The organism is Mesorhizobium sp. M0768 (assembly GCF_040320195.1).
Lineage (GTDB): Bacteria > Pseudomonadota > Alphaproteobacteria > Rhizobiales > Rhizobiaceae > Mesorhizobium.
The window spans coordinates 148,242-161,092 of the sequence record NZ_JAMYPD010000013.1 but is presented as its reverse complement, the minus strand read 5'-3'; the positions used below and the strand labels follow the sequence as shown (position 1 = coordinate 161,092).

15 protein-coding genes are annotated in these 12,851 nt (G+C 63.2%); 11 read left to right on the top strand and 4 right to left on the bottom strand.

The features are described from left to right. Positions 1–304 precede the first annotated feature (304 nt). Together NKI08_RS18510 and NKI08_RS18505 are read right to left on the bottom strand one after the other, a co-directional pair. Positions 305–1,840 (bottom strand): tlde1 domain-containing protein, encoded by a 1,536-nt coding sequence (locus tag NKI08_RS18510; RefSeq protein WP_352771315.1) that lies wholly within the window; start codon positions 1,838–1,840, stop codon positions 305–307. A 569-nt stretch (positions 1,841–2,409) separates the two neighbouring features. After that, positions 2,410–3,222, bottom strand: coding sequence for a class I SAM-dependent methyltransferase (locus NKI08_RS18505; RefSeq protein WP_352771313.1), 813 nt, complete (start codon positions 3,220–3,222; stop codon positions 2,410–2,412). Positions 3,223–3,413: 191 nt separating this feature from the next. On the opposite strand from NKI08_RS18505, the gene NKI08_RS18500 reads away from it, so the two are divergent. Continuing rightward, the gene (locus NKI08_RS18500; RefSeq protein ID WP_352473275.1) at positions 3,414–3,836 is read left to right on the top strand and encodes a hypothetical protein; all 423 of its coding nucleotides are present in this window, start codon (positions 3,414–3,416) and stop codon (positions 3,834–3,836) included. Between the two features lie 285 nt (positions 3,837–4,121). Here the strand turns inward: NKI08_RS18500 and NKI08_RS18495 are convergent, their stop codons facing one another. Both NKI08_RS18495 and NKI08_RS18490 read right to left on the bottom strand, forming a co-directional pair. Next, positions 4,122–4,718 carry a cation efflux transmembrane domain-containing protein gene (locus NKI08_RS18495; protein ID WP_352771310.1) on the bottom strand — a complete coding sequence of 199 codons (597 nt, stop codon included), beginning with the start codon at positions 4,716–4,718 and terminating at the stop codon, positions 4,122–4,124. Positions 4,719–4,749: 31 nt separating this feature from the next. Next, positions 4,750–6,951: a heavy metal translocating P-type ATPase gene (locus NKI08_RS18490; RefSeq protein WP_352771308.1), complete on the bottom strand. Its 2,202-nt coding sequence runs from the start codon at positions 6,949–6,951 to the stop codon at positions 4,750–4,752. 76 nt (positions 6,952–7,027) lie between these two features. On the opposite strand from NKI08_RS18490, the gene NKI08_RS18485 reads away from it, so the two are divergent. The 10 genes from NKI08_RS18485 (at position 7,028) to NKI08_RS18440 (ending at position 12,828) form a co-directional block, all read left to right on the top strand. Further along, positions 7,028–7,441: a MerR family transcriptional regulator gene (locus NKI08_RS18485; protein WP_352771306.1), complete on the top strand. Its 414-nt coding sequence runs from the start codon at positions 7,028–7,030 to the stop codon at positions 7,439–7,441. A gap of 99 nt (positions 7,442–7,540) precedes the next feature. Next, positions 7,541–7,924, top strand: a complete 384-nt coding sequence (locus tag NKI08_RS18480) for a hypothetical protein (RefSeq protein WP_352501311.1) — start codon at positions 7,541–7,543, stop codon at positions 7,922–7,924. A 125-nt stretch (positions 7,925–8,049) separates the two neighbouring features. Then, positions 8,050–9,486 (top strand): multicopper oxidase family protein, encoded by a 1,437-nt coding sequence (locus tag NKI08_RS18475; RefSeq protein ID WP_352771305.1) that lies wholly within the window; start codon positions 8,050–8,052, stop codon positions 9,484–9,486. Positions 9,487–9,521: 35 nt separating this feature from the next. Beyond that, positions 9,522–9,962 (top strand): DUF411 domain-containing protein, encoded by a 441-nt coding sequence (locus tag NKI08_RS18470; RefSeq protein WP_352771303.1) that lies wholly within the window; start codon positions 9,522–9,524, stop codon positions 9,960–9,962. 38 nt (positions 9,963–10,000) lie between these two features. Beyond that, positions 10,001–10,441: a DUF411 domain-containing protein gene (locus NKI08_RS18465; protein ID WP_352771301.1), complete on the top strand. Its 441-nt coding sequence runs from the start codon at positions 10,001–10,003 to the stop codon at positions 10,439–10,441. Between the two features lie 11 nt (positions 10,442–10,452). Then, a complete protein-coding gene (locus NKI08_RS18460) occupies positions 10,453–10,626 on the top strand; it encodes a hypothetical protein (RefSeq protein WP_352473265.1) in 174 nt (57 codons plus the stop codon). Next, on the top strand, positions 10,613–11,221 hold the full coding sequence (locus NKI08_RS18455) for a DsbE family thiol:disulfide interchange protein (RefSeq protein ID WP_352771298.1): 609 nt from the start codon (positions 10,613–10,615) through the stop codon (positions 11,219–11,221). Before NKI08_RS18460 ends, NKI08_RS18455 begins: the two co-directional genes overlap by 14 nt. Positions 11,222–11,223: 2 nt before the next feature. Further along, entirely contained in the window at positions 11,224–11,745 is a 522-nt protein-coding gene (locus NKI08_RS18450; RefSeq protein ID WP_352771325.1) for a TlpA family protein disulfide reductase, read from the top strand. Between the two features lie 13 nt (positions 11,746–11,758). Then, complete coding sequence (locus tag NKI08_RS18445; RefSeq protein WP_352771296.1) at positions 11,759–12,070, top strand: hypothetical protein; 312 nt, start codon at positions 11,759–11,761, stop codon at positions 12,068–12,070. A 44-nt stretch (positions 12,071–12,114) separates the two neighbouring features. Beyond that, on the top strand, positions 12,115–12,828 hold the full coding sequence (locus tag NKI08_RS18440) for an SCO family protein (RefSeq protein ID WP_352771294.1): 714 nt from the start codon (positions 12,115–12,117) through the stop codon (positions 12,826–12,828). The last annotated feature ends 23 nt before the right edge of the window (positions 12,829–12,851 follow it).

Below are 12,851 nucleotides of genomic sequence, written 5' to 3'. Positions count from 1 at the left end.
CCAATACGGATAAGGTGTTCCACGGACGGCTCCCTTGTTTGAGATCTCAACGAACTCATTCTGGCACATCCGATGCCGTCGGGCGCCGTCCACCCCATCATGCCGTGACCTCTCCGCGCTGCAACGGGCGGGACTTTTTGATGCGGGAAGGACAGGAGGTGAAAGGGATCGCTACAGAACGGCTTTCAATCTGCGTCGTTGCATTCTTCGGCTGACGTAACGGCATGGATCCCAGGGTCTGCGCTCCGCTTCGCGTTCGCTCCGCCCTGGGATGACGAAGCCATGAAGGGCTGCCGCGAGCGACCTAAGCCCCTCGCCCCTCTTGGGCGACGCGTGTCAGCGGCTTCGACAGGCGCGGCACCACGACGAGGCGCTTGATCTTGCCCTTCTTGTAGGCGGCGAGGAAGCGGGCATAGTCCTTGAAGACGACACAGCCATTCGATTCGGCGCGGCCGCCGCGCAGCATGTAGGTGTGGGCGAGCAGGCCGTCGCGGCCATATTTGTTGCTGCCGCTGGCCGGCGTCAGACGGATGGCCTCAACGCCGTGGAAGCGCGATTCCCGCATCGTCAGATTGTAGGTGTCCGGCGGCGTCGGGCCGACATTCTTCTTGTGGACGTAGCGTGGCTGGTCGACCATCGCGCCCAGTCCCGAATGTGCCTCCAGCCGCGAGCCGTCGGGCATATAGACGGTCTTGGCCGAGATGTCGTAGACGGCGACGCCGGTACCCATGTTGGGCGTGGTGAACAGGTTCCTGAAGGCTCCGCCGAGTCCGCCGGAAGGCATGTCGGGCTTGGCATAGGCCAGCATGTCGCCGCCCTGCGTCTTCGAACGTTTGCCCGGCTTGCCCGATACACCCGGCACTGCCGCTTGTGACGAATTGCGAGGCGACAGGCTGCCGGGTTGCGTCTCGACCGGCGGAGCGTCGGCCGTCTGCACCTTGCTCGCCTTGGCGGTCCTGGAGGCCTGCGCCTTGGGCGGCTCCGTTTTCGATGCCTGATCCTTTTGCGCCTGATCTTTTCGCGCCTGGTCTTTTGGCGCCTGATCTCTTGACGCTTGAGCCCGCGGCGCCTCGGCCAGCTTATCGATGTCCGCCCGCGGACGCAGCGTCGGCAGCGGAATGCTGTCGGGCATGTCGTCTTGCGGCGGCAGCGAGGCCAGTTGGACCTCAGGTTCTTGCGGCTCTTGCGAAGCCGCGGGCTCGCTTGCCGCGACGACTGCCGGGAGCACGTCGATCATCTGCTCCGGCAATGTATTCGCCAGCGCCAGCGCAAGGCGCGACGAGCGTTCGATCTCCGCCACCGCGGGCCCGAAGCGCACTGACGCCGGGCCGTTCGGGTCGGGTATGCGTACCGGCTCGGCGAACCGGGCGTCGGCCGGCAGGCTGGCGAGCATGACGGGAGAGCCGGCTGAGGCACGGGCAAAGGCGGCGGCAAGCTTTTGCGGCGACAGCGCGGCCTTGGCGACCACGTCGTCGAAGCTCGATTGCCGCGACGCATCAGCGACAAGCGGCACGGTGTTGCGCTTGAGGCGGGCCGATTTTCCCTGGTGGACGAAGTTCGACGCCGACCGCAGGCAGTTGGCATCGCATCCGTGCTGCAGCAGCTTGGCCGACAGCGCCGCGTTTGCTGCGGCCCATGTCGGGGCCTGCGCCTTTGGAAGGCTGCGGCGAGGATCGGCGAGCGCGATGGTGCGCGGCGCGAGCAGGCTTTGCGGGAGACCGTTGGAAGCGGCGCTGAGCGAGGTTCCCACTGAATAAAGGCCGGCCAAGGTCGCCACCGACCATAAAGCAATGGCTGCGCCGACGGCCGGAACCGCGACCCAGCGCAGGCCGGGCCTCATCGAAGTCAATCCAGTTGCAGGACTGTCACCCCGGGTTTTCGCACTTACAAACGCCATTCAACCACTCTCAATCGGCCGATGCCGGCTAGCGGATTTCGCAGCCGTGACATTCACAGTTCGCCTGGTGCCCCCAGCACGCTTTGCGTCTGTTGCCGATTGATTCAAAAGATGGACAAAGTTGGTTAACCAATCCCTCTACCGACCGCCGATTGGGCGACGGTCACACCGAAAAACGCCCTCCAAAACCTGCATAGGTGGCAAAACTGCCCTCCAATGATGACTTTGCTGCCCGTTTTTGTCGGCCGAGTCAAGAAAGCGAAATGACTAGACCTTGCTGGGCGGAGTCGGCCATGGCTGCCAAAGTGAAGCCGGGCCGACCGGAATCGCGCGGCCGGCAGCCGCCGCCATCAAGCCCCGGCGATCGGTCAAACCGGCGATTATCGACCTGGCACTTGTCGACCTGCCACTCGGGCGAATGAACGTTAACCTCTGAGAATTCGGGATAGCGGCAAGATGTTTGCCGCACAGCAGCTGAATGTCGCCAAGTGCCGGAGCGGGATATCCAACACCTAGGCCACAGCCACCACTATGTGAGCCTGGATTTTGGCAGCAACCTCGCCGCTGCCATGCCTGTCAGCAATCGCGGCTGCGGCGTAGTCGGTTGCAGCGTCCAGTTTTCCCGCCTCTCTGGTCTCGATTTCATTGCGAAGGAGAGTGCCCTGGCAATAAGCAACGGCCGGAACGCGCGGCGAGGAGGCACGGCTTTGTTCGGCCCTCGTCTCGATCACCACACCGGAAAAACCTGCGTCCTCCAGCTCGCTACGGATCAATGCCGTATCGTGGTAGCCATGCGGCGTGCGTGCCAGAAAGCGCGGCGGATCGTTCGGAAAAATCCTCGCCAGGGCATTCGTCACATCGTCGGCAAATACATTCTCTTCGATGCGATCCCATACGCTGAATAGAAAATGTCCTCCGGGCTTCAGGACTCGCCGGGCTTCGCGATAGGCGGATGAGCGGTTGGGAAAGAACATCGCACCGAACTGACAACAAACGAGATCGAATGCCGCATTTTCGAACGGTAGCGCCAGAGCATCAGCCTGACGCCATTTGATGCGATCGTCGGGAGCTTGCCGCGAAGCGGCGTAGTCGAGCATCGGCTGGTTGAGGTCGGTTACGACACAGCTTGCATCGGCGGACAGTTTTGGCGCCAATGCGCGGGTGACAACCCCGGTGCCCGCGGCGGTTTCCAGAACGGCGCTTGGCGACAAGGACGCTGCTCGTCGTGCAAGATCTGCGGCGAACGGCTCGAAAATCAACGGCACCATATAGCGGTCGTAGTTTTCCGGAATTGAGCCAGCGAATACCTTGTCCGTTTCCAACATTGCTATCCCCCGTCGCCCGTTTGATGGCTCGCCAGCATAGCATGGAATTGTTTGCTGTTCGGTCGCATTCGACCGGGAGGCGGTTCGCTTCCGTAAGCTCCGAAACGCCGTGCTGCAATTATCTGCATGTGTGCTAATGTATTGTGGTCATGCGCATTGGTGCGTGGCCAAACATTAAATGGGAGGACGCGATGAAAACCATGAATCGCAGGTCCGCGATTGCGCTCGGCGTGACGGCGGCAGCGGTAACGCCTTTGTTCACGCTGGCGGCGGCGGCAAAGGTGAAGAAATACGGCCCGAAGGAAGGCAAGGAGATTGCACCCGGCGTCAGATTGGTCGAGGTCGGCACCGGCAATTCCGATATCCCCGCCTACAAGAGCATCTCAATTGTCGATATAGTCTTTCAGCCCGGAGCAGCCGCCCCTCAAATGGTGATGGACAACGACATGGTCTGCACCATTGCTGCCGGTGAATTCACGATCAAGAAGGCGGACAAGGAATTCAAGCTCAAGGAAGGTGACGTGTACACCTGCTCCAAGGGCAAGACCGACGAGGCAGCCAACACCAGCAAGGTGGTCGGCATCCACCGCATCGCTGTCTTGATACCTGCCTAGCGTATACCGACGAAATCGGCCCGCGTCCGCTTCGGAGACGCGGGCCTTTTGATGACGTGCGTGGCCTTGAGCGGTTCATCGCTTCACCGCTTCGACCCGGTCGACTTCGTCCAAGTGTGGTGAGGCTCATGCTGTTCGTGGTTTTTCCTCCCGATTTTTACTTATGAGCGGTTCTCCCTCCGACCGCTTTGAAAGGGTGATATTATATTAGAGATCGCGCAAGTTTCTGGCTGACTGCTGCATTGGCGGATTGGCAATGCGGCAGCGCGCTCAGCGTTTTGGAGTTCACGAAACGGCCCGGTGCTCTTCCCGAGCTGCCTCCCAGACCTCGCGCGCCGCATCTGCATTCAGTGCCGCGATTCCCAGGCCGACGATCAAATCCGGCCACGCCGAGCGCCACAGGAAGGCCGTCACCAATCCGGCCAGTATGATCGCAATATTGGCGACCGCATCGTTGCGGGCCGAGAGGAATGCCGCCCTGGTAAGACTGCCGCTGTGATGGCGGTAGCGCGCCAGCATGTAGGCGCACGACAGATTGACCGCCAGAGCGCCTAATCCCGCCAGCGTCAGCGCCGTTGGCTGCGGCGGCACCGGCATGTTGAACTTTTCCCACGCGGTCCACAGCGTCGCCAGGCCCGGCACCAGCAGGATAAGCGCCAGCGCCATGCCGACCCGCGAGCGGGCACGCAGCGACCATCCCATGGCGAGCAGTATGAGGAGATTGACCGAGGCATCTTCCAGAAAATCGACGCTGTCGGCGAACAGCGACACCGAGCCGATCGCCAGCGCGACGGCGAATTCAATGCCGAAATAACCCAGGTTCAGCAGTGCGACGACAAGCACCACCCGGCGAAGGCCTTCCGACGCAATGGCTTGCTGCATGGTCTGCCCTAACACGATGCCGTTGTCGCTCTTACCAGCTGCTCTTCCAACGCAACAGCCGCATGGCATTGGCCGTCACCAACACCGTCGCCCCGGTGTCCGCGAGAATGGCGGGCCAGAGGCTGGTGATGCCGGCGATCGTCGTCACCAGGAACACTGCCTTCAGGCCCAACGCAATGGTGACGTTCTGCTTGATGTTGGCCATGGTTGCTTGGGACAGCCTGATCATGGCCGCAACGTCGCCGACGCGTCCATGCAGCACCGCTGCGTCAGCCGTTTCAAGAGCCACATCGGTGCCGCCGCCCATGGCAATGCCGACATCGGCGGCGGCAAGTGCCGGCGCATCGTTGATGCCGTCGCCGACCTTGGCTACCCTAAGCCCCTGCCCCTTCAACTCGCCGAGGATGCGCTGCTTGTCCTCCGGGAGCAGTTCGGCGCGCACCTCGATGCCGAGCTGTTTGCCAATGGCAGCCGCCGTGCGCTTATTGTCGCCGGTTAGCATGACTGTCCTGATGCCTGCATTGGTCAGCGCCTTTAACCCGGCGAAAGCATCCGGCCGGCGTTCGTCGCGCATGGCAATGAAGCCGGCCAGCGCGTTGTCTACAAGCAGCACCGCCACTGACTTGCCTTCATCGTTCAATGCCACGATGCGTGCCGCCTGGTCTGCTGGCAGCAGGTTTATCTCGCCCGCCGCGACTGGCGAGCCCAGAAACAGGTTCTTGCCGCCGACACGACCGATAACCCCTTTACCGCCGATCGCTTTGGCTTCGGCGGCAGGCGGCACGGGAATGTTGCCGGCTTTGGCCCTTTGGAGGATGGCCAAAGCGAGGGGATGGCTCGAGCCGATCTCAAGCGCTGCCGCCAGCGAAAGGATGTCGCGTTCACCGGCACCCACCGCAACGACATCGGTGACCTGTGGCTTGCCGAGCGTCAGCGTGCCGGTCTTGTCGAGCGCCACGGCGTTGATGGTCGCGAGCCCTTCCAGCACCGCCCCACCTTTCATCAGCAGGCCGCGCCGGGCTCCGGCCGAAAGCGACGCCGCGATCGCCGCCGGCACTGAAATGACCAGTGCGCACGGGCAGCCGATGAGCAGCAGCGCCAGCCCTTTGTATATCCATTCGTTCCAATCGCCGCCCAAGAGCAACGGCGGTGTGGTGGCCACGAGCGCCGCGACGGCGACAACGCCGGGCATGTACCAGCGCGAAAAGCGATCGATGAAGCGCTCGGTCGGCGCCTTGTTTTCCTGCGCCTCCTCGACCAGCTTGATCACGCGTGCAATCGTGTTGTCTGCGGCGGTCGCCGTCACCTTGACGCGCAGCACGCCGTCGCCGTTGATAGTGCCGGCAAAGACCGTGTCGCCGACGTCCTTGCGCACCGGCACGCTTTCACCGGAGACGGGTGATTCATCGATGGCGCTCCCGCCTTCGGTGATCTCGCCGTCAGCCGGAATCCGGTCGCCCGGCCGCACGAGGATGATGGCGCCCACAGCCAGGCTTTCGGCCGGCACCTCGCGGGTCTGGCCGTCTTTCTCGACGAACGCGGTTTTGGGAACGAGGGTCGTGAGCGCTTGAATACTGGACCGTGCGTTGCCGGCCGCAACCCCTTCGAGCAACTCGCCGATCAGGAACAAGAAGACCACCGTCGCCGCTTCCTCGCCGGCACCGATGCTGACGGCCCCGGCCGCCGCCACAGTCATCAGCATTTCGATTGTGAACGGAATGCCTGCCGCTGCGGCCATGGCCGCTCGGCGCGCGATCGGAGCCAGGCCGAGCAGCATTGCGGCGATGAAGGCCCACGGGCCGGTCGCGGGCCAGGCGTAATCAATCGCGAAAGCCACGGCCAAGGCGACCCCGCTGGCGATGGCCAGGCGGCCCTTGGCGCTGTCCCACCATAGCTCCGACGCCGGCGCATCATCGTTATCATGTGACCCCGCTACGTTCTCGTCGTGATTGCGCCTTCCGTCGGCATGGTTATCGGCGGATTGATCGGGCGCCGGCGTCCCAGACTTGGAGGTCAGCGGAGCGACGGCGTAGCCGAGGCCGGTGACCTTCCTCTCGAGCGCGCGGAGATTGCTTTCGGGAGTATGAGTGACCGTCAGAGTGCCCGCCGAAACGGATACGTTGATGTCCTGAACACCAGGCATCCGCCGCACGGCCGTATCGATTTTGCTGGCGCAACCGGCGCACTCCACGCCTTCCACGCGGTAGCGGGTCTGGTGTTTGGTCGCAGCCATGGTGAACCTCTTGTATCTTCGAGCGCGACGCTACATCCTCTAGCGACTAGAGGAGCAAGCGAAAATGCCAGCAGGTATGACCATCGGTGAAGCGGCCCGATACAGCGGCGTGAAGGTTCCAACCATCCGCTACTATGAGCAGATAGAGTTGGTTCCTGCCGTTGCCCGCAGCGAAGCCAATCGCCGGCAGTATGAAGCGGCAGACTTGCGCCGGCTCGCCTTCATCAGGCACGCGCGCGAGTTGGGGTTCGGGATCGAAGCCATCAGGGCGCTGCTGACGCTGCAGGATAATCCCAGCCAGCCTTGTGCGACCGCCGACGCCATTGCCCAGGCGCATCTGGCCGACGTGGTTCAGCGGATACGCAGCCTTACAGCATTGAAAGCCGAGCTGGAGCATATGGTCGAAGGCTGCCGGCACGGAAAAGTCTGCGAATGCCGTGTCATCGAGGTGCTGGCGGATCACGATAAATGCGAGCATGCCCGGCACTGATTGGCTCCCCTTGGTCGCTATGTCACAGCATTGGCACTTGCAAAAACCGTACTTTGCGGTCAGCCTGAGCAGATGTTGGCTCGGCTGTCGCCAAAACACATGCTTGTCACGCTGCTCGCGGTCTTCCTGACCGTGGGGCTCAGCCTGTCCGGTGCACAGGCCAGCATCATGTCGGCAACGATGACGGCCGGCATGGCTGCCGGCGATGGCATGACCATGCCTGCGGGGCCCGGCATGGACAAGATGGCCGATGCCGCCATGAAGGGTGACTGCAAGGGGTGCCTCAAGGGTGCCGGCGGTGACGGCAAGGGGATATACTGCCCGCCGACCTGCATTGCCCCGGCGCTTGCGTTGCTGCCGCAGAAGCTCGACATGGTGACAATCCCGCTGCCGTCGCAAATATCGCCGCTGCCGGCGCCGTTCCTGCACGGGCGAAGTTCCCTGCCCGACCCATACCCTCCCAGAGCCAGCGCTCTCGTCTGACGCCGTTTCAGCCGTCCCACGGCTGATGTCCGGCGTCCGGTCGCCCGCTCGCGTTGATGCGCGACGGGCGCGGACAAGCAATCAGTCGACGCTCGCCGTCGATCGAGATCGCAAGGAACGTAAGGGTGAATAGCAATTCCAGTCTTTTCCTGTCGCGCCGCGGGTTCCTGCTTGCGGCGGCGGGCGTCGCCGTCTCGACGTCGATGCGCCCGGCGCGGGCAGCCGCAGTTGATGAGCGCCGTATCAAGGTCGCGCCAGCCCATGCCCGGTTAATCGACGCAGGTGGTCCGCAAACCACGGTATGGGCCTATGACGGCACAATTCCCGGCCCGACCCTGCGCCTGCGGCAAGGCCAGCCGGTCCGCATCACTGTCGAGAACGGTCTCGACGAGGATACGACCGTCCACTGGCACGGCATTCGCCTGGCAAACGCCATGGACGGCGTGCCGGGCCTGACCCAGAAGCCGATCGGGCCGGGGCAAAGTTTCATCTATGAATTCACCCCGCCGGACGCCGGCACCTTCTGGTACCATCCGCACGCCGACAGCCTGGTCCAGCTCGGCCGAGGCCTTGCCGGCGCACTGGTCGTCGAGGAGGTCGAGCCGGTCGCCGTCGACCGTGACATTCTGTGGCTGCTGCAGGACTGGCGGCTTGCGGCCGATGGGCAGATCGCCGGCGGCTTCGGCAGCGCCATGGATGCGTCGATGTCGGGCCGCGTCGGCAATGTCGTCACCGTCAACGGCACGGGGCCAGGCGATCGGGGCGTGAAAGCCGGCGAGCGCGTCAGGCTGCGGCTCGCCAATGCCTCGCTTGCCCGCATGATGGCGCTGCGCTTCGAAGGCCACCGTCCGGTCGTCGTCGCCATCGACGGCCAGCCCTGCGATCCGCATGAACCGGAGGGCGGTCGCCTGGTGCTGGCGCCCGCCATGCGCATCGACATCGTGCTCGACATGCAGGGCCACCCCGGCAGCCGCCACGCGGTGATCGACGATTTCTACGACGGCCTCGCCTATACGATGACCACGCTGGCCTATGACGCAGCGCCGCCGATCAGGGCGCATCCGCTCGACGCGCCAGCCGGCCTGCCGCGCAACCCTCTGCCCCAACCCGACCTCGCTGGCGCCGAGCGCCAGGAAATCGTGCTGCAGGGCGGCATGATGGGCGGCGGCAAGCTCAAGGGCGTCGGCGGCATGATGGGCATGGGGATGATGGGCATGAACGGCGGTGCGGCCTGGGCGATCAACGGCATGTCGATGACCGGCGACGGCCATGCCGGCATGGCGCCGCAGTTCACGCTGAAACGCGGTGTGACCTGCCATCTCACCATGCGCAACGAAACCGCCTGGTGGCACCCGATGCATGTCCACGGCTTCAGCCTGTCGGTCATCTCGCGCAACGGTTCGCCGGTGCCGCACCGCCAATGGCAGGACACGGTGCTGCTCGCCCCCAAGGATGTGATCGAATGCGCCTTCGTCGCCGACAATCCCGGGGACTGGATGCTGCACTGCCATGTCGCCGACCACCAGATGGCGGGTCTGATGACCGTCTTCCGCGTGACCTGATTTTTCGCCACCCAATCACCCAAGGAGAACTGCAAATGAAACTGCCCTACTCAATCGCCGCTCTCGCGGTCGCAATCGCAATGCCGATGCCTGCATTCGCCGCAACGATCCAGGCGGTGATGTACAAGAACCCGAGCTGCAGCTGCTGCGAGACCTACGCCGCCTATCTCGAACAGAACGGCTTCAAGGTCGAGCTCAAGCCGACCAACGACCTCAGCCAGATAAGCGCTGGGCTCGGCGTTCCCGCGCAATTGCAAGGCTGCCATTCGGTGGTGATCGGCGACTACGTGGTCGACGGCTTCGTGCCGGTCGACTTGGTCAAGAAGATGCTGACGGAACGGCCTCAAATCACCGGCATCGCCATGGCCGGCATGCCGATGGGCTCGCCGGGAATGGGCGGCAAGAAGACCGAGACCTGGAAGATCTACGCCTTCACCAAGGACGGCAAGGCGCCGACCGTCTACGCGACGCAGTGACGGCCGGCGATGAATTTCTGGAACCCGAGGAGACTGCCATGAAACTGACCTACTCGCTTGCGGCCTTCGCCGTCGCGATCGCCATGCCCCTTCCGGCCGTCGCCGCGACGATCGAAGCGGTGATGTACAAGAACCCGCAATGCAGCTGCTGTGAATCCTATGCTAACTATTTGGAGCACAATGGCTTCAAGGTCGAGATCAGGCCGGTCAACAACCTCTCGCAGATTAGCGGCGATGCCGGCGTGCCGGCCGACCTGCAAGGCTGCCATACGCTGATGGTCGACGGCTATGTCGTCGACGGCCTAGTGCCGATCAAGATCGTCAAGAAGCTTTTGACCGAAAGGCCAGCAATCACCGGCATCACGCTGGCCGGCATGCCGACGGGCGCGCCCGGCATGGGCGGCGAGAAAGACGGGACCTGGACGATCTATGCTTTCACCAAGGACGGCAAGGCGCCGACCGTCTACGCGACGGAGTGAAAGGCACCGCGATGTTGACCGATATTTCCGATTGTCCGGCCAGAACCTGGCTTGCGATGACCTTCCTGTCCGTTGCCGGTTTCCTCGTGCTGCTGGTTCTGGTGCTCGCCGTCGCAGCACTCGCAAGATACGTGCTGACGGGTCGTCGGACCACAATCGGCCGGGTGCATCATGACCAGCGGTGACATTCAATCCGATGCGGGACCGGCAGCCGTTCGGCGCGCCTTGCTTCGACGATTACTGGTCGTCCTGCCCGTGATGATTTTCGTCGGGCTGGCCGTGTTGCTCGCCTGGGGGCTCACGCGCAATGCGTCCGACATTCCATCGGTGCTGATCGGCAAGCCGGTGCCCCAATTCAGCCTGCCGCCGGTCCAGGGTCGCACGTTTGGTTTGTCGAGCGGTGACCTGCGGGGCGACGTTTCGCTGGTCAACGTCTTCGCATCCTGGTGCTTGGCCTGCCGCGAGGAACATCCTGTGTTCATACAACTGGCGGCGAGCAAGACGGTGCCGCTGCATGGGCTCAACTACAAGGACAGGCCCGATGACGCCGCACAATGGCTCGACACGATGGGCGATCCTTATACGCGTACCGGCGCGGATCTGAACGGCCGCGTCTCCATCGATTGGGGCGTCTACGGCATACCGGAAACCTTTGTCGTGAGTGCCGACGGCCGCATTGTCTACAAGCACATTGGCGCGGTGACGGAAGAGGCCCTTGAGAAAACGATCATGCCGCTCGTCGAGCGCCTGAGGGCCGAGGCGAAGGAGCGGCAACCGTGAAGATGCTCGCTCTCGCACTCTTCGGCGCCTTGCTCGCGGTGGCGCAGCCCGCATCGGCCGTCGAGCCGCCGCAGGACTTCGCCGTTCATGAGGCTCCCGTCCCCGTGCCGGAAATCAGCTTTCAGGACGCCGACGGTCAACCGAAAACGCTTGCGGATTTCCACGGCAAGGTCCTGCTGCTCAACATCTGGGCGACATGGTGCGCTCCCTGCCGCAAGGAAATGCCGACGCTCGACCGGTTGCAAGCCAAGCTCGGCGGACCGGACTTCGAGGTCATCGCGCTGTCGATGGATCGCGGCGGTCCGGACATCGTGAAAAAGTTCTTCGCCGAGATCGGCGTCGAGCATCTCGCCCTCAACATCGACACAACGGGCAAGGCGATGTTCACGCTCGGCGCCCTCGGCCTTCCCATGACTTTGCTGATCGACCGCGAGGGCAAGGAAATCGGCCGGCTGATCGGCCCAGCCGAATGGGATTCACCCGAAATGATGGCGTTCATCCGCAGCCATTTCGGGGCCAACTGAGAAAGGAAATGACATGACCACAACAGAATCGCCCCAAACCTCGCAGGCTTCGCTCGGCCGCAGCATTCTTCACGCCATCCGCCACTATCTCGGTGACCGGCGCGGACTAATCGCTGCCGGCATGGTCATTGCCGTCGCCGGCCTCGCCTTCAACTGGACATGGCTGGTCGCCGCGGGCATTGCGCCACTGCTGCTCAGCGTCCTGCCTTGCGTGGCCATGTGCGCGCTCGGCCTGTGCATGAACCGGATGACAGGCCGCACCTGCCAAACGGAAAACGCTGCCCCAAAAGCGGATGGGGAAGGCACCACGAAAGGCAGCGGTTGATGCCTATCCAGACCCAAAACGAGCGGCAAGCGCTCTCGCCGACTTTGGGCACGCGCTTGCTGTGCGGCCTGATCGCACTGGCGGCGCTGATCCTCGGGCTTTTTCACGGCGCGCAGGCGCATTCGCTCGATGAAGTCGACGCCATGCTCAAGGGCGACGAGAAGTATTTCCAGCCGATTGATAAGCCGATACCCGATTTCACCCTGCGCACCGCTGAGGGGCGTATCGTGCGGCCGACCGAGTTGCATGGCAAGGTCGTCGTCCTCCACTTCGTCTACACGTCGTGCACGGACGTATGCCCGCTCCACGCCGAGAAGATCGCCGAGATCCAGGCGATGGTGAACGCCACGCCGATGAAGGACCAGGTCACCTTCGTGACTATCACCACTGACCCGACGCGGGACACGCCGGACGTGCTGCGCAGCTACGGGCCGGCGCACGGGCTCGATCCGGTCAATTGGTTGTTCCTGACCACGACACCCGATCAGCCGGAGGACGCGACCCGCAAGCTGGCGGAAGCCTTCGGCCACAGATTCAGCAAGACAGATGACGGCATTCAGGCGCACGGCATCGTCACTCATGTCATCGACAAGGAAGGCCGGTGGCGCGCCAATTTTCACGGCCTGGATTTCGCGCCGGTCAATCTTGTCACCTTCGTCAACGCGCTCACCAACGGCGTCGAGCGTCCGCACCATGAACAGGAAACGGGTGGGGAGCCGGACGAAGGCTGGCTGGCAAAATTGAAAAACTTCTTTTGACGCGCAATTTCGCCGGCGGCATG